Raw genomic sequence first — 23,053 nt, forward strand, 5'->3', positions numbered from 1 at the left:
GATGCCGGAGATCGCTATCGTGGGCGCGGGCTTCATCGGTCTTGCGAGCGCCGCGGCGCTGATGCGCGACGGTCATCGCGTCGTGCTGTTCGATCCGTCGGGTGTCGGGCAGGGGGCGTCGTTCGGCAACGCCGGGACCTTTGCGCATTACGCATGCATTCCGGTGAACAACCCTTCGGTGTTCCGCGATTTACCGCGCTTTCTGCTCTCGAACCAGAGTCCGTTTCGGTTGCGCTGGGGATATCTGCCGCAGCTTGCGCCGTGGCTCACGCGTTTCCTGATCAGCTCGCTGCCGCGCCGTTACGAGGCGAGCGCGGCTGCGCTGGCTGCTTTGCTGGGTCGTGCCCAGGACGGTTACGCGCCGCTGTTGGCACAGCCGGAACTGGCGCGTTTCGTACGGCCGCGCGAGTGCCTCTATCTGTACTCGAACGCAGCTTCGTTCGACGCCGCTCAGGCCGCGCTCGGTCTGCGATCGAAGCTAGGCGTCGCTTTCGATGTGCTGGCCGGCAACGATATTTGCGCGCTCGAACCGTCGCTCGCGCCGATTTTCGAGCGCGGCGTGCTGTTCAAGGACAGTTGGCATTTTTCCGATCCGCAGGGCTTCTTGCAGGCGCTGTATGAACGGCTCGCAGCGCAAGGGTTGAAGCTGGAGCGCTCAAGCGTCAGCGCGGTACAGCCGTCCGCGGACGGCGCCACGCTGACGGTCGACGGCGTCGCGAGGCGCTTCAGCCATGCCGTGATTGCCACCGGCGCGCGCTCCGCGCAGTTCGCCCGGCAATGCGGCGATGCCGTGCCGCTCGATACCGAGCGCGGTTATCACGTGCGCTATCCGGGCGCGCAGCAACTGATTTCGCGGCCGGTCGGCTGGGCCGAGCGCGGCTTTTACATGACGCCGATGAGCGATGGCCTGCGCGTCGCCGGCACGGTCGAACTGGGTGGCTTCAACGAGACGCGCAATCGTGCGCTGCTCGACCTGCTGACGTTCGCGTCGAAACGCGCATTGCCCACGCTCGCGACGCCCGACAACCACTGGCTCGGCTTTCGTCCGAGCCTGCCGGACGGCGTGCCGGTGCTGGGCCGCTCGAGCGCCGGCGCCCGCGTGATCTATGCATTCGGCCATCAGCATCTTGGACTCACGCTGGCGGGCATCAGCGGACGGATCGTGGCCGACCTCGTCGCGGGACGCGCGCCGCCGCTCGAGCTCGCGCCGTACGCGGCGACGCGGTTCTAAAACGTTTTAGGGCAAGCACCAGAGGACGGTCTCGAGGCGTCGCGCATCGAACCGGTTCACCGACATCACGCGCGACGTCATATCTCGCAAGGAGCGCATCATGAATCGCCGCTATTGGCTGTTGAGTTTGGCCGTCTGCGCGCTGGGCACGCAGGTGGCGCCGTCGTGGGCCGCCGATCCGGAAGTCGTCAAGATCGGTTTTGTCGGACCGTTGACCGGCCCGGTAGCCCGCGTCGGCAAGGATTTGCAGTACGGCGCGCAACTGGCGCTCGACGAGGAGAACGCCAGGCATCCGACGGTCGGCGGCAAGCCGGTCACCTTCGTGCTCGATGTGCAGGACGACCAGGCGGACCCGCACGTCGCGGTGCAAGTTGCGCAGAAACTGGTCGACGACGGCGTGGTCGGCGTGATTGGCCACTACAACTCAGGCTGCAGCATTCCGGCCTCCGCGGTCTACCACCAGGCTGACGTCGCGATGATCACGCCGGGTTCGACCAATCCGGATCTGACCAAACAAGGGTTCAAGAACGTGTTTCGTACGATGGGCCACGACGGCATCGGCGGCGTGGTGGCGGGTCACTTCGTGGTGGAGCAGATGAAGGCGAAGCGCATCGCCATCATCGACGATCGCACGGCGTTTGGCGAGGGCCTCGCCAACGCCTTCGAAAAAGGCGTCAAGGAAGCGAACGGCAACGTGGTCGATCGCGAGTTCACCAACGACAAGGCCGTCGATTTCCGCTCCATCCTGACCACCCTCAAGAGCAAGAACGTCGATCTGATTTTCTTTGGCGGACTGGACGAGCAGGGCGCGATGCTGGTCAAGCAGATGCGCTCGCTGGGCATGAACGCGCAACTGTTCGGCGCGGGCGCCTTGAAGAGCAACGCGTTCCTGCAGATCGCCGGTGCGGCGGGCGACGGTACGCAGGATCTGGAGCCGGGACCGGCCCTCGACAAGCTGCCCGCCGCGCTGGACTTCGGCAAGCGCTACAAGGCGCGCTTCAATCAGGATGTCGAACTGTATGCGCCGTTTGCCTATGACGCCGCGCTCGCGCTGATCAAGGCGATTCACAGCGCCGATTCGCTCGACCGCGCGAAGATCGTCGACAGTCTTGCGAAGGTCACGCTCACCGGCGTGACAGGCAAGATTACCTTCGACCCCTATGGCGACCTGATCAAGCCGCCGTACACGCTGTTCCAGGTCGAGCAGGGGCAGTGGAAGAGCATCAGGACGGTCGGCGGCAGCGGCGCCTAGCAAGCGCCCCGAGCGCCCCGAGCGCCCCAAGCTCCGCCGGCCGCGCGGCTAGCCCACACTGCCTAGTCGGCACTACCGGTCTGCGCGGCCGGCGCCGAAGCCCCGACCGCTGCGGACGCCGCCTGAGCCGTCGCCTTATCCGAATCGCGCGGGTTGCGCGGATCGTGCAATGCGCCGTCCGACCAGCCGCCGCCCAGATCTCCGATCAGCGAAGCCGCATCGGCGAGCCGCGATTCCTGCACGCTCAACGCGGTTTGCTGATTGCTCAACTGAGTGGCCTGGGCGGTCGCCACCGTGGTGTAGTCCACGGTGCCGGCCTGGTATTCGTTGAAGGCGATTTCGGTGCCGCGGGTCGCGTCGCGCACCGCGGCATCCAGTGCATCGGCCTGCTGGCTCAGGATGCGCAAGCCGGACAGATCGTTTTCGACATCTTCGAACGCGGTCAGCACGGTGCCGCGGTAGTTCGCGACCGCCGCGTCGTAGGCGGCTTTGGCCGCCGCCACTTCGCCGCTGCGCTCGCCGCCGTCGAAGATCGTTTCCGTGGCGCTGCCGCCCAGCGACCATACGTAGTTGGCGATATGCAGCAGGCCGCCCAGCGGCGACTGCGTGAAGCCGTCCAGCGCCGAGAGCGACACCGTCGGGTAATACGCGGCCACCGCTACGCCGATCGCCGCATTCTCCGACGCCATCTGGCGCTCGGCCGTGGCGATATCGGGGCGGCGCTGCAGCAGCGTGGACGGCACGCCCACCGGAACCGACGGCAAGCTGGGCATCGTGGGGTTGAACGGAATGTCCAGGTCTTCGGGGTTCTTGCCCACCAGCACGGCAATCGCATGCGCGTACTGCGCGCGCGCCACGCCGAGCGCGATCAGGCTGGACTGCGCGGTTTCGAGCTGGGTACGCGCGGTGATCAGGTCGGACGGCGCGATGGTGCCGTACTTGTCCTGATTCGAGACCACGTCCAGAAAGTGCTGATACGCTTTGACGGTGTCCTGCAGCAGCGCGATATTGGCGTCGCTGGTGCGCAACTGGATGATCGTGGTCGCGAGCGTCACCTGTTCGGAGAGCGTGGCGTTCGCCAGCGTCGCTTCGCTCGCCTGGGCGGTGGCGGAATTCTCTTCGATCGTGCGGCGCACCGAACCCCACAGGTCCGGCGCCCAGCTCACATTGCCTTCGAGCGAGCCCGAGTTGGTCGTGTAAGCCCGGCTCGCCGTCGAGGTTGTCGAGCTGGTGGCGCCGCGCGCGCGGGTGGCCGAGCCGGTCACGCCAACCGTCGGGAACAGCCCGGCACGCGCCACTTTCACTTCGGCCAGCGCTTCCTGATAGTTCGCGTAGTCCTGGCGCACGGTCTGGTTGGAGACCTCGACCAGCGGTTCGAGCTGGTCGATCAGCGGATCGTTGAAGCCGGTCCACCATGCGCCCTTGGGTCCGGCGGCGGCCGGCTCGGCCTGGGTCCAGCCCGGCAGCTCGCGGTAGGTCGCCGGTACGCTGACCTGCGGCCGGTGATAGTCCGGGCCGACCATGCAGCCACTCAGCAGCAGCGCGATGGAAGCGGCCAGCGGTTTGGCCAGCGGTTTGCAGTCAATCTTCATCATCATGCCTTCGTATCCGTTTGCCCCGATTGCCGCGGCGGCCCCATTTGTTCGGCCTGGCGGTTCCATGGCAGTCCCGAGGACCACCTGACGAGCCTGGAGCGCAAGCGGTCCAGGTACAGGTAAATCACCGGCGTCGTGTACAGCGTAAACACCTGGCTCAGGATCAGGCCGCCCATCACCGTGATACCGAGCGGCTGGCGCAGCGACGCGCCCTGGCCGATGCCGATCGCGAGCGGCACCGCGCCGAGCACGGCGGCGAAGGTGGTCATCATGATCGGCCGCAGACGCACGACGGCGGCGCCATGAATCGCTTCCTTGGCCGGCAGCCCTTCGTTGCGCTGCAACTGGATCGCCACGTCCACCATCATGATGCCGTTCTTCTTCACGATACCGATCAGAAGAATGATGCCGATCAGCGCGATCACCGAAAACGGCGTGCCGAAGATCAGCAAGGCAAGGGTGGCGCCGATGCCGGCCGAGGGCAGCGTCGAGAGGATCGTGAGCGGGTGGATCGAACTCTCATAGAGCACGCCGAGCACGATATACACCACCCCGAGCGCCGCGATGATCAGCAACGGGATGGTGCCCGTCGACTGCGCATAGGCCTGCGCCGCACCCGCAAACGCACCGTGGATGCTGGCCGGCATGCCGATCTCGCGGGAAGCGGTATCGATCGCCGCCTGGGCCGTGCTCAGCGAGCCGTTGGGCGGCAGGTTGAACGAGATCGTCGCGGCCACCAGCCCGCTCTGGTGGTTCACCTGAGTCGAGGTATGGTTGTTCACGTAGCTCGACATCGTGGGTAACGGCACCATCGTTTCGGCCGAGGTGCTGTCCGCGCTGCCGCTCGAACTGCCGCCCTTGCTGTTCGAGATGCTGTTGGTGGTCGCGTTGGCCTCCGCATTCGAGTTCAGCGAGTTGGTGCTCGACGAACTCGAGGCAGTGCTGACCGCGCTCGCCGCGACCACGCCGGACACGGTGCCGCCCGGCATTTGGGTCTGCGCGGTGCCGGTCGCATTGCCCGCCGCCGTGCTCAGGTAAATCTGGCTGAGCGTCTGCGGATATTGCCAGTACTCCGGCGCCACCTCCATCACCACGAAGTACTGATTGAGCGGGTTGTAGATGGTGGACACGGTGCGCTGGCCGAACGCGTCGTACAGCACGTTGTCGATCTGGTTCGGCGCAAAGCCGTAGCGCGCCGCCGTGGAGCGGTTGAACGTGAGGTAGGTCTGCAGGCCGTTTTGCTGCAGGTCTGAGTTCACGTCGAGCACCTCGCCGCGCATCTTGCCGAGCGCGGTCACGAGCTTGGGCGTCCAGGCGAACAGCGCGGCGGAGTCTTCGCTCGTCAGCGTGTACTGGTATTCGGCGGCCGATTGCCGTCCGCCGATCCGCAGATCCTGCTGCGCCTGCATGAAGAGCCGCGCGCCCGAGACCGCGTTCAGCTTGGGCCGCAGACGGTTGACCACGTCGGTGGCGGACGCATGGCGCTGCGCCAGCGGCTTGAGTTCGACGAACACGTTAGCGGTGTTCAGCGCACGGCCGCCGGTAAAGCCCGCCACCGACTGCACCGCCGGGTCCTTCTGCACGATCTCCTGCAACTGGGCCAGCTTCTTTTCCATCGCCGTGAACGAGATGCTCTGGTCGGCGATGATCTGGCCGATCAGAATGCCGGTGTCCTGCTCGGGGAAGAAGGTGCCGGGCAGCAGCTTGAGCAGGAACACGTTGGCGACGAGCAGGCCGATCAGCAGCAGGATCACCAGCAGCGCGTGGTCGAGCGCCGCCGTGAGCGAACGCGAGTAGGCGTTCTTGAAGCGCTCGAATTGCGCCTCGACCCACACCGCCCAGCGCGCCTGCGAGTGGCCGGCGCGGTCGCGGCTCAGCACATAGGCGCACATCGCCGGCGTGACTGTCAGCGAGATCACGAGCGAGATCAGGATGGCGACGGACAGCGTCACCGCGAACTCATGGAACAGCAGGCCGACGATGCCCGGCATCAGCAGGATCGGCAGGAACACCGCGATCAGCGAGAGGCTCATCGAGATCACGGTGAAGCCCACTTCGCCGCTGCCTTTGAGCGCGGCTTCCTTCGGACTCAGGCCCATTTCGAGGTGGCGCGTGATGTTTTCCAGCACCACCACCGCATCGTCCACCACGAAGCCGGTGCCGATGGTGAGCGCCATCAGCGACAGGTTGTCGATGCTGTAGCCGAGCAGGTACATCGGCCCGAAGGTGCCGACGATCGACAGCGGCAGCGCCACCGCCGGCACCAGCGTGGCGCGCGGCGACTGCAGGAAGACGAACACCACGCCCACGACGAGCAGCACGGCGATGAACAGCGTGCGTTCGGTGTCGGCCACCGAGGAGCGCACCGATTCCGAACGGTCCACCGCGACCTGCACATGGACGCTGTGCGGCAGCGTCGCCTCGATCGCCGGCAGCACGTTGCGGATCTGCGCGACGGTATTGACGACATTGCTGCCGGGCATCGGATAGACGATCACCAGCACCGCCGACTTGCCGTTGTAGAGCCCGGCGTTGCGGATGTTTTCGTTGGAGTCCCGGACCTGGGCGACGTCGCGCAGCAGCACTGGCGAGCCGTTGCGGTACGCCACCACAAGGTCGCGGTAGGGCGCCGCCTTGGTGATCTGGTCGTTGGACAACACTACGTAGCGCTGGTCGCCCTGGTCGAGGTGACCCTTCGCGCTATCGGCATTCGCCGCGGCGATCGCCGCGCGCACGTCTTCGAGGCCGATGCCGTAGCTATTCAGCTTGCCCGGCTGCAACTCGACCCGCACCGAAGGCAACGCACCGCCGCCCAGCGTGATCTGACCCACGCCGTTGACCTGCGAGAGCTGCTGCTGGATCACCGAATCCGCGGAGTCGTAGAGCTGCGCCTTGGTGAGCGTGTTCGAGGTCAGCGCCAGCACCATGATCGGCGAATCCGCCGGGTTGTACTGGCGATAGGTCGGATTGCTGCGCAAGGTGGTCGGCAGGTCGGCGCGTGCCGCCTGGATGGCCGCTTCGACGTCGCGCGCCGCGCCGTTGATGTCGCGGTTCAGCCCAAACTCGACCACGATCATCGACGAGCCGACATAGCTGATCGAAGTCAGCTCTTCGACGTCGGCAATCGTGCCGAGACGCCGTTCGAGCGGCTCGGCGACGGTCGAGGCCATGATGTCCGGGCTCGCGCCGGCCATGTTGGCCTGCACCACGATCACCGGGAAGGCGATGTTCGGCAATGGCGCGACCGGCAGCCGGAAATAGGCGAGCGCCCCCGAGATCAGGATCGCGACGGCCAGCAGCGTCGTCGCGACCGGGCGCCGGATGAATAACGCCGAGATGTTCAAGGCGTGTCCTCCGCCGTACCGGCAGGCGTACCTTCAGACGGATCCTGCGGCTTGTTGCGGTTGCGCCAGCGCCGCGTGCGCTCGGCCATGCGGTCGAAGAACAGATAGATGACCGGCGTGGTGAAGAGCGTGAGGACCTGGCTCAGGGCGAGACCGCCGATGATCGCAAGACCCAGCGGACGGCGCAGTTCGGAACCCGTGCCGGTGCCCACCAGCATCGGCAGGGCGCCGAGCATGGCGGCGAGCGTCGTCATCAGGATCGGCCGGAAGCGCAGCAGCGACGCCTCGAAAATCGCCTCGCGCGCCGGCTTGTGGTGATTGCGCTCGGCATCGAGCGCGAAGTCCACCATCATGATGGCGTTCTTCTTGACGATACCGATCAGCAGCACGATACCGATGATGCCGATCACGTCGAGGTCGCTGCCGGCGATCATCAGCGCCAGCAGCGCGCCGATCCCCGCCGAGGGCAGTGTGGAGAGAATCGTCACCGGATGGATGAAGCTCTCGTACAGCACGCCCAGCACGATATACACGGCCACCAGGGCGGCGATCAGCAGGTACACCTCGCTCGAGAGCGAGTCCTGGAACGCCTGGGCCGCGCCCTGCAGCGACGAGGTGATGGACGGCGGCAGATTGACCGCTGCTTCGGCCTCGTGAATCTGCTTCACCGCCGTGCTCAGCGACGCATCCTTCGCGAGGTTGAACGAGATGGTGACGGACGGGAACTGCGCCAGATGGCTGATGACGAGCGGCGACTTGACGATCTGGATCTTGGCGATCGCCGACAGCGGCACCTGGCCGGTGCTGCTGGTCTGGCTAGGCAGATACAGATTGCCGAGCGAGCCTACGTTAGGCAGCGACTCCGGCTTGGCGACGAGAATCACGCGGTACTGGTCCGACTGCTGGAAGATGGTCGAGACGATCCGTTGACCCAGCGCGTCGTAGAGGGCGTTGTCGATGGTCGCCGGGGTGATGCCGAAACGCGCGGCCAGTTGCCGGTTCACTTCGACGTTCACGCTCATGCCGTCGGTATTCATATCGCTTTGCACATCGGCGAGCGACGGAATCTTCTGCAGGCGCGCGATCAGTTCAGGCACGTACTTCTGGAAGGCCTGCTGGCTCGGTCCGCGCAGCACGAAACTGTACTGGTTCGGCGAGACCGTGGTGTCGAGCGTCAGATCCTGCTCCGGCTGCATATACAGCTTGATGCCGGGCACATTGGCGACTTCCGTCTGCAGGCGCCGCGCAATCTCCTGCGCGGTATCCGAACGCTTGTCGTGATCGCGCAGATTGATCAGGAAGCGGCCGTTGTTGAGCGTGGAGTTGGTGCCGTCGATCCCCACATAGGAGGTCAGGGAGACCACATCGGGATCTTTCAGGAGCTGATCGGCGAGCGCCCGCTGGCGCGTCACCATGGCCTTGTAGGACACCGAGTTGTCGGCCACGCTGATGCCTTCGATCACGCCGACGTCCTGCACCGGGAACAGGCCCTTCGGGATCACGATGTACAGGAAGCCGGTCAGCACGAGGGTAAGGACGAACACCACGAGCGTGAGCAACTGGTGATCGAGTACCCAGCGCAGGCCCTTTTCGTAGGCGGCGAGCGTCTTGTCGAAGAGCCCTTCGCTGATCCGCTCGAAGCGGCTCGGATGGCGTTCGGCCTGGGCGCGCAAGAGGCGCGCGCACAGCATCGGCACCACCGTTAGCGAAACCACCGCCGACAGCACGATGGTGACCGCGAGCGTGACCGCGAATTCGCTGAACAGACGCCCGATCACGCCGCCCATGAAGAGCAGCGGAATCAGCACGGCGATCAGCGAGATGGTCAGCGAGAGAATCGTGAAGCCGATCTGCCCGGCGCCTTCGAGCGCGGCCTCGAGCGGCGTTTTGCCCTCCTCGAGATAGCGCACGATGTTCTCGATCATCACGATCGAGTCGTCCACCACGAAGCCGGTGGCGATGATCAGCGCCATCAGCGAGAGGTTGTCGATCGAGTAGTTCAGCTGGTACATCACGGCCAGCGTACCGATCAGCGAAACCGGCACCGACACGCTCGGGATGATCGTGGCCGGCACGTTGCGCAGGAACACGAAGATCACCGCCACCACCAGCACGATGGCGAGCACCAGTTCGAGCGCCGCGTCGGACACCGACGAGCGGATCACGCCGGTGCTGTCCGACACCACCGTGACCTTCATGCCGGCCGGCAGCGTCGATTCGAGCTGCGGCAACTGCTTCATGATCTGGTTGACGGTGGCGATCACGTTCGCGCCCGGCTGGCGCTGCACGTTCAGCACGATGGCGGGCGTGCCGTTGTACCAGGCGCCGCGCTCGACGTCCTGGGCGGCCGAGGTCACCTTCGCGACGTCGCGCATGAACACCGGCGCGCCGTTCTGGTAGGCGACCACCGTATCCATATAGTCTTTCGGATCGGAGATCTGGTCGTTGCCGTTGATCGTGTAGTCGAGGTCCGGCCCGTCGAAGTTGCCCTTCGGCTGGCTCACGTTGACGTAGCTGAGCAGGGTGCGCAGATCGTCGATATTCAGGCCGTAGGCGGCGAGTTTTTGCGGATCGGCTTCGACGCGAATGGCGGGCACGTTGCCGCCGCTCGTCGTCACGACACCCACGCCCGACACTTCCGAAATCTTGGTGCCGAGGCGGTTGTTGGCGGCGTCCTCGAGCTGCGTGAGCGACATCGAGGTGGAGGTCACCGCGAGCGTCAGGATCGGCTGGTCGGCCGGGTTGACCTTGGCGTAGGTCGGCGGCGCGGGCAGGCCGCTCGGCAGGTAGCTGTTGGCCGCGTTGATGGCCTGCTGGACGTTCTGTTCGGCGACGTCGAGGTTCAGCGAGAGGTCGAACTGCAGCGTGATGACCGAGGCGCCGTCCGAACTATAGGACGTCATCTGTTGCAAGCCTGGGATCTCGCCCAGTTGCACCTCGAGCGGGGCGGTCACCGTGGTGGCCATCACATCCGGGCTCGCGCCCGGATAGAAGGTCTGCACCTGGATGGTCGGATAGTCGACGTTCGGTAGCGAGGAGACCGGCAGCACGCGTACCGCGACGAGGCCCACGAGCACGAGGGCGACCATCAGCAGCAGCGTCGCTACGGGTCTAAGAATAAACAGACGGGAGATATTCATCGGCGAATGGGTCCGCTTCTACGAAGCTGCGTCGGCTGAATCGGCAGAGGCCCCGGACGCCCCTGATGCGCCGCCCTGGGGCCGCTTGTGATGGGCATGGGCGCCGCTCGCGGCCCCCGCTTGCGCCGCCGATCCTGCCTCGGCGCCGGAAGCACCCGAGGCCGGCCGTGCAGCCGCTGCCTTGATCGGCGCGCCGTCGCTCAGGCGGTCGGTGCCGTCCGTCACCACGACGTCGCCGGCGGACAGGCCCGACGCAATCACGGTGTTCTTGCCGTCGCTCGGTCCCAGCGTGACCTTATGCACGGAGACGGTACTGTTGGCCGGGTTCACGAGGTACACATAGTCGCCCGGCGCGCCGGTCTGCACCGCCGGTGTCGGGACCAGCACGGCGTTCTGCAGCGTGTCGACCAGCAGCTTGACGTTGACGAACTCGTTCGGGAACAGCGCCTCGTCGTCGTTGGCGAAGGTGGCGCGCAAGGTCACCGTGCCGGTGGCCGTCGCCATCTGGTTGCTCACCGCGTACAGCGTGCCGGTGGCGATCTCCTTCGAGTTGTCGCTGCTGTAGGCCGTGACCGCCAGGTCGGCGCCGGTGCCCATGCGCTGCAGCACCTTGGCGAGCGAGTCCTGCGGCACGGTGAACTGCACCGTGGTCGGCTTCATTGTGGTGATCACCACGATGCCCGGCGAGGACGACGCCGTCACGTAGTTGCCCGGGTCGACCAGACGCAGGCCGACGCGTCCGGACACCGGCGCGGTGATCCGGCAATAGGTCAGATCGAGGTCGAACTGCGCAATGTTGGCGAGGTCCGACTTGACCGCGGCCTCGTCCTGCTGGACGAGAAACTGCTGGTCGACGAAGGTCTGCTCGGCGATCGACTTGTGCTCGTTCAACTGCGTATAGCGCGCGAGGTCTGAGCGGGCCTGGGCGAGCGAGGCCTGGTCCTTGGCGAGCGTGGCCTGGGCCTGCTGCTTGTCGATCTCATACTGGCGCGGATCGATCTGGGCGAGGAACTGGCCTTTCTGCACGTCCTGGCCTTCGTGATACCCGACGGCGGTCAGATAGCCGCTCAGTTGCGGCAATACCGTGACGGTCGCGGTCGGCGTTACCGTGCCGAGTTCGCTCAGCGTTTCCGGCATCGAGCCGAGTGTCGCGGCGGCCGTGGTCACCACTTGCGGCGGCGCGCCGCGCACCGGCTTCTTCTGGTGCAGCACGTGCAGGACCACGACTGCAATCAGCACCAGCACGATGACCGCGATCAGGACGAGCCTGAGGCGCGAGCGCTTCGGCTTCGTGGACACGGCTTCGCTCATATTCTTCTCCGAAAACTTTTATTGCTATTGAAGATTGGTTTGGTCCGGCCCAACCTGGCCGGACCGGCAAGAACTACTGGCACTGCCTGTGCGGACCGGTTCATGTGCCCGCTTCGGGGTAGCGGGCCGGAGCAGGAAAGCAGGATTTGTCGCAACTGCGCAAAGTGCCACGTTTACTGTCCGTTGTCACCATCGAGCCGCTCTTTGACAAAGGTTTGACGGAGTCGCAGCGTTGCGTGCGATGTTGCGGCGGCGTCATGACGACTCCTCCTGCGCGGTGCCCGCCGGGACGAACATATAGCCGCGGCCGCGCACGGTCTGGATGAAGCGCGGCGCGGACGGATCGGCTTCGAGGATGCGGCGCAGGCGCCACACCTGGACGTCGATGCCGCGGTCGGTGCCGTCGTATTGCGGACCGTGCAGCAATTCGAGCAGACGCTCCCGGTTAAGCGCATGCAGCGGATGGTCCACAAAGATGCGTAGCAAGGCGAACACGCTGTCCGGCAGCATGATCGGCCGGCCGCGCTGGCTTAGCGTGCGCGACTGGAAGTCGAGCATGAAGCCGCCGAAGCTGAACGGTTCGCGATGTTCCGGCGCGGCCGCCGACGGCGACGTGCGGCGCCGCAGCACCGCCTGGATGCGGGCCAGCAACTCGCGCGGATTGAAGGGCTTGGCGAGGAAGTCGTCCGCGCCCAGCTCGAGACCGATGATCCGGTCCACGTCGTCGGCTTTGGCGGTGAGGATGATAACCGGCAGGTCGTCGCCGGTGGCGCGCAATTTGCGCAGCGCGGTCAGGCCATCGATGTCCGACATCATCAGGTCGAGCACGATCAGATCGGGACGTTCGCGTTCGAGCCGGCGCTCCAGCGCGGCGGCATCGTGCAGCACGGAGACTTCGAAGCCCGCACCGCCCAGATAGTTGCGCAGCAGGTCGCGCAGATCGGCGTCGTCGTCGACAACCAGAATTTGGATAGCCATGCGTGGGAGTTTAATGTGCCGGGGCGGCCTCGCCGCACATCGCGAGCGTTGAAGAGATTGCGAGGAGTTACTACGAGGGCGCTGCGTAATCTACGGTAACGGTTCGGTCCGATCCGAAAGATACAGTGGCGTCATGTCGGTTAAACGTAATGCGACGAAAGCGATTAGTTAGAAATGCAAAAGGCCGCGCATCGAAGAGGCGCGGCCTGTCGCGAAGCTGGCAGCCGCGTCAGAATGCGGTGCCGATCTGGAACTGGAACTTCTGATACTGGTCGCCGGCGTGCCGGACGATCGGCAGACCGAAGTCGAGCTTGAGCGGGCCGATGGGCGAAATCCATTCGAGACCGGCGCCATAGCTGTAGCGCAAGCCGTTGGCGCCCGTGCTGCTGCCTTCCGAACCCCAGACGTTGCCGCCGTCGACGAAGGTGAAGACGCGCAGCGTGCGGTCGTAGCCGGTGCCCGGCAGCGGGAACGTCAGTTCGACGTTGCCGACCACCATCTTCGAGCCGCCGATCGGGTCGCCGGTGGTCGCGTCGCGCGGACCCAGCGAACTCGGCTCGTAGCCGCGCACCGAACCGATACCGCCGGCGTAGTAGTTCTTGAAGATCGGATACGGCTGTCCTTCGAGGCCGTTGCCGTAGCCGCCCTGGAAGTTCAGGCCCAGCACGAAGCCTTTCGAAAACGAGTAGTAATACTGCGCCTGGAGATCGGCCTTGTAGTACGTCGTAGTGGCGATCGGCGTGCCGTACTCGGCGTTGAACTGGGTGAAGTAACCGCGGCTCGGCACCAGCGCGCTGTCGCGATTGTCGCGCGACCAGCCTATCGTCAGCGGAATGTTGTTCGACACGCGGCCGAAGTCGTTCACGTAGTCGATATAGCTTTGCGGCGTGGTCGCATCGACGTCGAGCCGGTCCTGCTCGATGCCCGTGCCGAAGTAGACCATGTCCGACTCCGAGAACGGCACGCCGAACTTGAGGTCCGCGCCGAGCGTGATGATGCGGAAGCTCGTATCGGTCACGTTCGAGTAATAGAGCGGCTCGCTGGTCTTGTAGTAGACGTCGGTAATGCGCTTGATGCCGTCCACCGTGAAGTACGGGTCCACCTGGGTCACGGTCAGCGTGCGGAACGTGGTTGCCGTGTTGACGTTGAGCGCGAGGCTCGTGCCCGAGCCGAACACGTTGTCCTGCGAGATGCCCGCCGAAATGATCGGGCCTTCGCCGGAGCCGTAGCCGAGACCCAGCGTGAGGGAGCCGGTCGGCTTTTCCGTGACCTTCACGTCGATGTCGACTTCGTCGGCGGTGCCTTCCACCGGCACGGTGGTGACCTGGACATCGGTGAAGTAGCCAAGCCGGTTGATGCGGTCTTTCGACAGCGCGAGGCGGCTCGAGTCGAACCACGAGCTTTCGAGCTGGCGCATTTCGCGGCGGATCACTTCGTCGCGCGTGCGGGTGTTGCCGACGATGTTGATGGTCCGCACATACACCCGGCGGCTCGGATCCACCTGCAGCGTCAGGTCGACCGTGTGATGCTGCTGGTCGATCTGCGGCTGCGCGTTCACCGTGGCGAATGCGTAGCCGTACTCGCCGAGCTTGTCGACCATCGCCTTGGTGGCCGCCTTCAGTTTGGCGGCCGAGAAGCCGTCGCCCGGCTTGATCTTGACCAGCTTCTGCAGCTCGGCTTCGCGATCCAGCAGGTTGCCCGACAGGTGGATGCCTGAAATCGTGTACGGCTCGCCCTCGTGAATCGTGAGCGTGAGGTACATGTCCTTCTTGTCCGGCGATAGCGAGACCTGGGTCGAATCGATGTTGAACTCGAGGTAGCCGCGATCCAGATAGTACGAACGCAGGCTCTCGAGGTCGGTGGTCAGCTTGTCTTTCGAGTACAGGTCGTTCTTCGTGTACCACGAGAACCAGTTCGGCGTGGACAACTGCATTTCGTCGTGCAGCGTGCTGTCGCTGAACACCTTGTTGCCGATCAGGTTGACCTGGCGGATCTTCGCGCTCGGTCCTTCGATCACCGAGAACAGCAGGCCGACGCGGTCGCGGTCGATCGGCGTGATCGTGGTCGTGACTTCGGCGGCGTAGTAGCCGTGCGTCAGGTATTGGCGCTTCAGCTCCTGCTGGGCGCGGTCGACCAGCGACTTGTCGTAGTAACGGCCGAGCGAGAGCCCGACCGAGTTCAACGCCTTGGTCAGGTTGTCCTTGTCGAATTCGTGGAGGCCTGCGAAGTCGATCGTGCCGATCGCCGGGCGTTCCTGCACCTGCACGATGACGACGTCGCCTTCGTTCGAGATCTTGACGTCGTTGAAGAAGCCGGTCGCATAGAGCGCGCGGATGGCGTCGGAAGCCTTGTCGTCGGTGAAGGTGTCGCCCTGCTTGATGGGCAGGTACGAGAAAACGGTGTTCGGTTCGACGCGTTGCAAGCCTTCGAGCCGGATGTCCCGCACCACGAACGGCGTGGTGGCGAAGGCCGAGACCGAGGAGACGCTCAGGCCGACCAATGTCAGCGCACGGGCGCAGCGGGCCGATAGTGTTTCAAAGTTCATACAGGCTGACAGGAGAGACACACAATAGGAGGATCGCAGACGCATCTTTCGCGGATGTCTGATGTGCGACGGCAGTTTTGGACAGCTTGTTTTCGGGTCGTCGGGGAGCACGGCGGCGCTATTGCAGGCGTACGCCGGGCGCTTCGTTGACCTTGGCGAGACCCGTCACCAGCGAGAGCACCTCGGTCATATGGCGCGCGTCGGCGCGATGCATCCGGAACGACAGTTCAGCGCCGCCCGGCAAGCGAAACGTCAGCAGAAGGTGGCTCGCCTCGCCTTTGTCCTTGCCGACGGCCCACGCTTCGCACGGCATGGCGAACTTCACGTCGTCCTTCTTCTGGCGAACCCGCTCCGACCAGCCAATCGCGTTCGAGATGGCCGCCAGCAGCTCATGCATGACCGTGTAGTGCAACGCGATGCTGTCGGGCTGATTGCCTTTGAGCATCAGGTACTGACCGTCGCCGGTCAGCTCGAAGGAATGCAGGGAATGAATCGCCAGGGCAACCGGCTGTGACATGAGTGCGCTCCCGAACAACATTGGAGAGCGAGTCTAGGTGAGCGGGTGCCGCTCGTGGTTACCTACGGATTACCGATTCTTCCTTTCAGCGGAGGGAGATAGCGGAAGCGCTACGGGAAACGGCTCGCCCGCGAACGCGCGCGTAACACTGCGCGACGATCGCGGGCGGGTCGGGCCGGCTCGGGTCGGGCCTGCCGGCGGCTTTCAGCGGCTTTCGGTGGCTCTACCAGTGGCGATGGGCGTACCAGTCATGACGGGACCACCAGCGGCGTCCGTCCCAGTACTGACCGCCGTGCCAGCCGATCACGAAGGAAGTCGCGACCACCGGTTGATACGCGGCCACCGGCACCGGTTGATAGGCGACCACGGGCGGCGGAGGCGGCGGCGCGTAAACCGGCGCGGGTGCGACGTAGACAGGGGCAGGCGCGACGTAGACCGGCGGCACCGCGAGGTTGAGTCCGATCGAGACGCCCGCGTTGGCCATTTGCGACGCCCCGAGGATGAGTGCCCCGAGTCCGAGGCTAACTAACAGTTTGCTTTTCATGGTGACCTCCAGATGAGGGGGAAGACGGTTTTACTGTAGTCCTATGTTTTCCGTCTTGAGTTACGTAAGTGCAACAAGATTAACCGCTGAAATTTTCCGTATTCGCGCGCCTCGACCGATGTCGCGCGTGGCGCCTGCTGTTGAGGTGCAAGGTCGCCGGCCGGCCGCAACGGATGGTAATAAGCGTAAGCCGCTTGCAACGCGGCGCGAGCGCGGCGGCGGCGCGGCAAAACCGTTTGCGCGTGGCAGGCGTGCCTCGCGGTGGGGACGAACGGTGAAGGCGAACTGCAAGGGCGCGCCATCAATTCCGGCAATGATGGCCGTGCAGTTCGAGATGCAACTGCACGAGCCACGGTTGCGCGCAGTCGTCGGCAATCGATGCTTCCTCGAGGCCGTGTCGTTCGTGCAACTGAACCTTGCGCGCCCGTTCCGCGGCATCGAACGCGTGACGTGCGCGCCGGCGCAACACCAGCATGATCAGGACCGCGACGAGCAGCATGCCACCCAGATAGGTCGATGCCGGCGTGTCGACGTCGCCGATGCCGAGCAGCAGGATGAGGCCAAGACAAACGACGCCTGCGACCCCTGCCGACACCGAGAACAGCACGAAATGGGCACGCAGCGCGGTCGCAATACGAGGTTTCATGGGCAAGACCTTGCCGTGAGAGGGACAAGCCGTGCATGTTGCATGCGCGTGGCTTACCCGGCACTTACTGGCGCGTTCGCTGTCCGGCGATTTCTGCCGGCTGCTGCGACGAGCGCGGTAAATAAGCAGTAAGTAAGCGGTAAGTCAGCCGCCCCTAAAGTCGAGACCGTCTCATCCCATCACTTTAGGAACGACTGTGAAAAGAACTTTTTGTCGCGCGTATCCTGTGCTGCTGACGGCGGCGTCCGTCCTGCTGCATACGGCGAGCGCATGGGCCGACGGCGGCGCCGACGCGCAGGCCAGCGCGGACGATTCCGGCTTCACCGTCCTCAGCAACGCCACCAACGTGACGCACTGGGGCCTCGGGGTAGGCGCCGGCGTGGCGGCGTCGCCGTACAAGAGCGGCGATACGAAATTCACGCCGATTCCGCTGATCTCGTTCGACAATAAATGGATCCACGCGCTCGGCACGACCATCGACCTGAAGATCGGCAAGTGGGACAACGTGAGCGTCGCCTTGCGCGGCGATTACGCCGTCGGCGACGGCTACCGGAACGACGACGCGCCGATCCTGAACGGCATGCAGAACCGCAACGGCACGTTCTGGTACGGCCCGGCGCTCGCCTGGAAAAGCGCCTTCGGTACGCTCTCCGCCGACTATCTGCTGGGCGGCAACCGTGGCGAACGGGCCAAGCTCGATTTCAGCAAATCGTTCGATCTCGGCCGCTATTCCATCGAACCGTATGCCAGTGTCGAATGGCTGAGCAGCGACTACGTCGATTACTATTACGGCGTGCAGGCGTCGGAGGCGCGGGCAGGGCGTCCCGAGTACACGGGACGCGCGGCCTACGACACGTCGGTCGGCACGCGGGTCAACTACAGCATCACGCGCCGTCAGAAGGTGGTGCTGGACGTTGGCGTGTCGCATTTCACGAGCGGCGTCACCGACAGTCCGATCGTCGGACGCAGCTACCTTCCTGCAGCCCGGCTCGGCTACATTTATCAATTCAATTGAGCGCAGCGCCATGTCGCGAGTTGCCATTGTCGAAGACCACGAACGCCTCGCGGAGATGGTGCGGCAGGCGCTCGCGGGCGCGGGCATCGAAGCCGATCTGTTCCACACCGTCTCCGAGGCCCGCTACGGCGTGAGCCGGGCCGAGTACGCCGTGCTGATCGTCGATCGCGGCTTGCCGGACGGCGACGGCCTCGCGTTTCTGCGCAGCTTGCGCGCCGCGGGCCAGATGACGCCCTGTCTGATGCTGACCGCGCGCGACGCGCTGCACGACCGGGTGGACGGTCTCGAGAGCGGCGCCGACGACTACGTCACCAAGCCGTTCGCCATGAGCGAACTGGTGGCGCGCGTGCGCACGCTGATGCGGCGGCCGGCGGCGCTGACTGCGCTGGTGGCGGCATTCGCCGACCTCACCGTCGACCCGCAGCAGCACGCCATGCGGTGTGCCAGCCGCTCGGTGCCGCTCGCGCAGGCCGAACTGCAGATCATGCTGTGCCTCGTGAAGGCGGCCGGTCAGACCGTGCGCCATGCGACCCTCGAGCATGCCGCGTGGGGCCTCGGCGAAGCGGTGACGCCCAACGCGCTGGAAGTCACCGTGCATCGGCTGCGCAAGAAGTTGACGGCGCTGGGCACCACGATCCGTCTGGCCAACCTCCGTGGCGCGGGTTTCGCGCTGCAGGCGGGCGCCGGGTCGGGCGGCGCGCCGCCGTCCTGAGCCGCTCGTTTGCCACGCTCGTTTGCCATGCCTCTTTGTCACGCTCATTCGCCATGCTGAATCACTGGATCCGAAGCCTGTCCGCGCGCCTGTGGGTGACCAGCATCGTCGCGCTGGCGCTCACGCTGAGCGCGCTCGCCATGGTCGTGACTTACTCGTTCAATCACTTCCCGGAGCAGATGCTCGGGCGCCACGAACAGAAGGAACAGGCGCTGCAGGTCGCGAGCGGCGTCGGTTTTGACGGCGCCGGCCGGCCTGTGTCCGTCAATTTGCCCGAGAGGCTGGCCTGGATTTTCGCCGCGGCGCCCACGGAGATCCGCTACCGTGTCCTCGATGCAACGGGTCACGTGTTGCTCGCCTCGACCGGTGCGCAGGACGGGAGACCCTGGATTCAGGGCGACCCTGCCGCGATCGTCGAGACCAGCAAGCGGGTCGCGATTGCCGGCAGGCCGTTCGACATCATGACGCTGCCGGTCCAGCATGGATCGTCGCTCTTTTATGCCCAGACCGCGACCAGCGCGCGCCTCGTCGATGCGATGATCGGCTCGAAGGTGAAGCAGATTCCGGCCACGGTCAGGACCATCACCTTCATTGCGGCCATCATTTTCGGGCTCACCTTGACGGTCACCGTGCATCGGCTCCTGAAGCCGCTTAGGGAGGCTTCGAGCGCGGCCGCGCTGATCACGCCGCGCAACCTGAAGACGCGGCTGTCCCTGCAAGGCGTGCCGAGCGAGATCAAGCCGTTGATCCACGCCTTCAACGCGGCGCTCGGCAGACTGGAAAACGGCTTCACCGTGCAGCAGCAGTTTCTCGCCTCGGCGGCGCACGAACTGCAGACGCCGCTGACGCTGGTGCGCGGCCAGATCGAATTGCAGCCCGAAATCGCGGACAAGGAACTGCTGCTGCGCGAGATCGACCTGATGGCGCGCCAGGTCCGGCAGTTGTTGCATCTGGCCGAAGTCAGCGAAGCGCAGAATTTCACCTTTGCCGAAATCAGCACCGCCGAGGTGGCGCGCGACGTGCTGGCGTATCTCGAGCGCAAGGCCACGGCGAAGCAGGTCAAGCTCGAACTCGACACCGCCGACGCCCCCGCTACGCTGTGGGCCGACCGGAGCGCGCTGTTCATCCTGCTGAAGAATATCGTTGAAAACGCGCTCAACGTGTCCGCGCCGAACAGCGTGGTGCGGCTCGTCATCGGCGCTGTGTCGATCGAAGTGATCGACCAGGGGCCCGGCATCCGCGAGGAACATCTGCCCTACCTGTTCAAGCGGTTCTGGCGCGCGCCCGGTGCAAGGCACGATGGCGCCGGCCTCGGACTCGCCATCTGCAAGGAAATCGCCGTGGCCCACGAATGGCGGCTGACGGTCAGCAGTCTGGCTTCGGGGACGCGCTTTATCGTCTGGACCTAGGCGTCACAGTCCCAGCTCAGGTGAAGCGCGCCGCCGCCTAGTGCATGGCGGCCTGCATCAGCAGACGGAACGGCAGTGCAAGCAGCATCGCGCCCGTGACGCCCGCGCACCACAGCGCGACGAACCAGAGCACACGCTTGAGCCGGCCGTGAGCGGGCTGCGTCGCCGCCGCATCCGCTTGCGGCTGCTGCGTGGCCGACGTGTTTGACGTGTGTGGCGTCGAGCGCCAGGAGAGTCGCATGGCAACGCACCTCGACATACTTAGTGATACTTCGCACCGGGTGCGGACTTGCCGCGGAACACGTGATATCCAAGCGTCGTGTACACGAGGATCACCGGCAGAATGACGACCGCGCCCACCAGCGTGAAGAGCTGGCTCGAGCGCGGCGCAGCCGCTTCCTGGAGCGTCATGACGTTGGGGATCGCATACGGCCAGATGCTGACGAGCAGGCCGAGATAGCCGAGCAGGATCAGCAGCAGCGCCAGCAGAAACGGCGTGTTGTCGTGATGGCGCCGCAACGCGCGGAACATGAACAGCGCGGTGATCGCGACCAGAAACGGCACCGGCAGCAAGCGGTGCAGCAGGCCCGAATCGAACCAGCGCTGGGCGATTTTCGCGTCGGTGAGCGGCGTCCAGATCGAGACCACCACCATGAAGGCGAGCAGCACGATCGTCAGCGGCCGCACCACCTCGTGCAGGCGGCGCTGCAGGTCGCCTTGCGTTTTCATGATCAGCCAGCAGGCGCCCAGCAGCGCATAAGTAGCCATCAAGCCAAAGCCGGTCAGCAGGCTGAACGGCGTGAGCCAGAAGAACGACGGTCCGGCGAACACGCCGTTCGCCACCGGAATGCCCTGCAGGTAAGCGCCCAGAATCACGCCCTGAAAGAACGACGCGCCGGCCGATCCGGCAATGAACGCGAGGTTCCAGAGGTTCTTCGTGCGGGTCGCTTTCTCGCGAATCTCGAAGGAGACGCCGCGAAAGATCAGGCAGACGAGCATGGTGACGATCGGCAGATACAGCGCCGAGAGCACGATCGAATACACGTCCGGAAACGCCGCGAACAGGGCGGCGCCGCCCAGCACCAGCCAGGTTTCGTTGCCGTCCCACACCGGCGCAATGGTGCCGATCATCAGGTCGCGTTCGACGTCGTCCGGAAAGAATGGAAAGATCAGGCCGATGCCGAGATCGAAGCCGTCGAGTGCCACATACATGAAGAGCCCGAGTGCGATGATCGCGGCCCAGATAGTCGTCACGTCCATGCTGTGCTCCGGTTCAGGTGAGTGGAGTCCTGCTTGCCGCCGCTTGCCGCCTCTTGTATCCGCCCGCGTTACTCGACCGCGGCGAGCGGCCGGCGGCCGCTGCTGTTCGCATCGGCGCCCGGCGTTGGGCGTGGCGCCGCATCGTCGTACGGCGGTCCGATGCGCAGCAGTTTGAGGATGTAGTAGATGCCCGTGCAGAACACCAGGAAGTAGACGATCACGAAGATCATCAGCGACACGCTGACGTCCTGCTGGGTCACCGGCGACACCGCTTGCGCCGTGCGCAACACGCCGTACACCACCCACGGTTGGCGGCCCATTTCGGTCGTGACCCAGCCGGCCAGCAGCGTGATGAAGCCGGCCGGACCCATCGCCAGCATGCAGTACTGGAACAGGCGGCTTTCGTAGAGGCGGCCGCCGCGCCGCAGGATCAGACCGATCACGGCCAGCAGGATCATCAGCATGCCGAGGCCGGCCATGAGGCGGAAGGTCCAGAAGATGACCGACGAATCCGGCCGGTCTTCCTTGGGAAATTCCTTCAGCCCGCGAATTTCGCCGTCCCACGAATGCGTCAGGATGAGGCTGCCCAGATGCGGAATCTGGATCGCGTAGCGCGTCTCTTCAGCCTGCATGTCGGGAAAGCCGATCAGATTGAGCGCGGTGCCGCCGTGTTCCGTCTCCCACAGGCCCTCGATGGCGGCGATCTTCGCGGGCTGGTACTTGCGCGTGTTCAGGCCGTGCTGGTCGCCCACCAGCGCCTGGACTGGCGCGAGCACCAGCAGCAGCCACAGCGCCATCGAAAACATGGTCTTGACCGCCGGATCGCGCCGGCCGCGCAGCAGGTGCCAGGCGCCGGCGGCCGAGACGAGCAGCGCGCCGACGATAAAGGCGGCAATCGCCATATGCGCGAGCCGGTACGGAAACGAGGGGTTGAAGACGATCTTGAACCAGTCGAGCGGGACTACGTGGCCGTTCTCGACCGCGAAGCCCTGGGGCGTCTGCATCCAGCTATTCGAGGCGAGAATCCAGAAGGTCGAGATCAGCGTGCCGATGGCCACCAGCAGGGTGGCGCCGAAGTGCGCGCGACGCCCCACACGATCCCAGCCGAACAGCATGATGCCGAGGAAGCCGGCTTCCAGAAAAAACGCGGTCATCACCTCGTAAGTGAGCAGCGGACCGGTGATGGGGCCGGCGAATTTCGCAAAGCCCGCCCAGTTGGTGCCGAACTGATAGGCCATCACGACGCCCGACACCACGCCCATGCCGAAGCCGATCGCGAAGACTTTCGACCAGAACAGGCACAGTTCCTTGTAGTGCAGTTTGCCGGTCTTCAGCCAGGCCGCTTCGAGTACCGCGATGAAGCTGGCGAGGCCAATGCTCATCGCAGGGAAAATGATGTGAAACGACACCGTGAAAGCAAACTGCAGTCGCGAAAGATCCAGCGCGCTGAGGTTGATCATTGCGGTCTCCGGAAGACGAGGGCGGGTCGGGTTGGCGGAGCGATCCCCGTTGCACCTAGGCAACATACACGTTTTTTCGCCGCGCTGCCCTTAA

Annotated in this window: 17 protein-coding genes; 5 read left to right on the plus strand and 12 right to left on the minus strand. The window is 64.9% G+C overall.

Annotated elements, in window-relative coordinates; genetic code table 11:
- The first annotated feature begins 1 nt into the window (after position 1).
- Entirely contained in the window at positions 2 to 1,231 is a 1,230-nt protein-coding gene (locus P3T42_RS01070; RefSeq protein ID WP_429304922.1) for an NAD(P)/FAD-dependent oxidoreductase, read from the plus strand.
- Between the two features lie 100 nt (positions 1,232 to 1,331).
- Positions 1,332 to 2,483 carry a branched-chain amino acid ABC transporter substrate-binding protein gene (locus P3T42_RS01075; RefSeq protein ID WP_074299266.1) on the plus strand — a complete coding sequence of 384 codons (1,152 nt, stop codon included), beginning with the start codon at positions 1,332 to 1,334 and terminating at the stop codon, positions 2,481 to 2,483.
- A gap of 62 nt (positions 2,484 to 2,545) precedes the next feature.
- On the opposite strand, the gene P3T42_RS01080 is transcribed toward P3T42_RS01075, so the two are convergent.
- The 9 genes from P3T42_RS01080 to P3T42_RS01120 form a co-directional block, all read right to left on the minus strand.
- Positions 2,546 to 4,081 carry an efflux transporter outer membrane subunit gene (locus P3T42_RS01080; RefSeq protein ID WP_429304923.1) on the minus strand — a complete coding sequence of 512 codons (1,536 nt, stop codon included), beginning with the start codon at positions 4,079 to 4,081 and terminating at the stop codon, positions 2,546 to 2,548.
- A complete protein-coding gene (locus tag P3T42_RS01085) occupies positions 4,078 to 7,422 on the minus strand; it encodes an efflux RND transporter permease subunit (protein WP_074299261.1) in 3,345 nt (1,114 codons plus the stop codon). Before P3T42_RS01085 ends, P3T42_RS01080 begins: the two co-directional genes overlap by 4 nt.
- Positions 7,419 to 10,562: an efflux RND transporter permease subunit gene (locus P3T42_RS01090; RefSeq protein WP_074299259.1), complete on the minus strand. Its 3,144-nt coding sequence runs from the start codon at positions 10,560 to 10,562 to the stop codon at positions 7,419 to 7,421. Before P3T42_RS01090 ends, P3T42_RS01085 begins: the two co-directional genes overlap by 4 nt.
- An 18-nt stretch (positions 10,563 to 10,580) precedes the next feature.
- Positions 10,581 to 11,873, minus strand: a complete 1,293-nt coding sequence (locus tag P3T42_RS01095; protein ID WP_074299257.1) for an efflux RND transporter periplasmic adaptor subunit — start codon at positions 11,871 to 11,873, stop codon at positions 10,581 to 10,583.
- Positions 11,874 to 12,128: 255 nt separating this feature from the next.
- Positions 12,129 to 12,851 carry a response regulator gene (locus tag P3T42_RS01100; protein ID WP_074299255.1) on the minus strand — a complete coding sequence of 241 codons (723 nt, stop codon included), beginning with the start codon at positions 12,849 to 12,851 and terminating at the stop codon, positions 12,129 to 12,131.
- Between the two features lie 229 nt (positions 12,852 to 13,080).
- Positions 13,081 to 15,396: an outer membrane protein assembly factor BamA gene (gene bamA, locus P3T42_RS01105; RefSeq protein WP_429304924.1), complete on the minus strand. Its 2,316-nt coding sequence runs from the start codon at positions 15,394 to 15,396 to the stop codon at positions 13,081 to 13,083.
- A 118-nt stretch (positions 15,397 to 15,514) separates the two neighbouring features.
- A complete protein-coding gene (locus P3T42_RS01110) occupies positions 15,515 to 15,913 on the minus strand; it encodes a hypothetical protein (protein WP_074301635.1) in 399 nt (132 codons plus the stop codon).
- Between the two features lie 223 nt (positions 15,914 to 16,136).
- On the minus strand, positions 16,137 to 16,457 hold the full coding sequence (locus P3T42_RS01115; RefSeq protein ID WP_429304925.1) for a hypothetical protein: 321 nt from the start codon (positions 16,455 to 16,457) through the stop codon (positions 16,137 to 16,139).
- Between the two features lie 301 nt (positions 16,458 to 16,758).
- Positions 16,759 to 17,103, minus strand: coding sequence for a hypothetical protein (locus tag P3T42_RS01120; RefSeq protein ID WP_074299252.1), 345 nt, complete (start codon positions 17,101 to 17,103; stop codon positions 16,759 to 16,761).
- A 196-nt stretch (positions 17,104 to 17,299) separates the two neighbouring features.
- Between P3T42_RS01120 and P3T42_RS01125 the strand changes: the two genes are divergently transcribed.
- Genes P3T42_RS01125 through P3T42_RS01135 form a run of 3 tightly spaced genes read left to right on the plus strand, consistent with a single transcriptional unit; the run spans position 17,300 to position 20,239 of the window.
- On the plus strand, positions 17,300 to 18,118 hold the full coding sequence (locus tag P3T42_RS01125; RefSeq protein WP_429304926.1) for a MipA/OmpV family protein: 819 nt from the start codon (positions 17,300 to 17,302) through the stop codon (positions 18,116 to 18,118).
- Between the two features lie 10 nt (positions 18,119 to 18,128).
- Positions 18,129 to 18,830, plus strand: a complete 702-nt coding sequence (locus P3T42_RS01130; RefSeq protein WP_429304927.1) for a response regulator transcription factor — start codon at positions 18,129 to 18,131, stop codon at positions 18,828 to 18,830.
- 53 nt (positions 18,831 to 18,883) lie between these two features.
- Complete coding sequence (locus P3T42_RS01135; RefSeq protein ID WP_074299245.1) at positions 18,884 to 20,239, plus strand: sensor histidine kinase; 1,356 nt, start codon at positions 18,884 to 18,886, stop codon at positions 20,237 to 20,239.
- 37 nt (positions 20,240 to 20,276) lie between these two features.
- On the opposite strand, the gene P3T42_RS01140 is transcribed toward P3T42_RS01135, so the two are convergent.
- The 3 genes from P3T42_RS01140 to P3T42_RS01150 form a co-directional block, all read right to left on the minus strand.
- On the minus strand, positions 20,277 to 20,480 hold the full coding sequence (locus tag P3T42_RS01140) for a hypothetical protein (protein WP_429304928.1): 204 nt from the start codon (positions 20,478 to 20,480) through the stop codon (positions 20,277 to 20,279).
- Positions 20,481 to 20,500: 20 nt separating this feature from the next.
- The gene (cydB, locus tag P3T42_RS01145) at positions 20,501 to 21,499 is read right to left on the minus strand and encodes a cytochrome d ubiquinol oxidase subunit II (RefSeq protein ID WP_074299241.1); all 999 of its coding nucleotides are present in this window, start codon (positions 21,497 to 21,499) and stop codon (positions 20,501 to 20,503) included.
- Between the two features lie 68 nt (positions 21,500 to 21,567).
- The gene (locus tag P3T42_RS01150) at positions 21,568 to 22,959 is read right to left on the minus strand and encodes a cytochrome ubiquinol oxidase subunit I (protein WP_216352731.1); all 1,392 of its coding nucleotides are present in this window, start codon (positions 22,957 to 22,959) and stop codon (positions 21,568 to 21,570) included.
- Between the last annotated feature and the right edge of the window lie 94 nt (positions 22,960 to 23,053).

This window comes from Paraburkholderia sp. GAS38 (genome assembly GCF_050434965.1).
Classification (GTDB): domain Bacteria; phylum Pseudomonadota; class Gammaproteobacteria; order Burkholderiales; family Burkholderiaceae; genus Paraburkholderia; species Paraburkholderia phenazinium_A.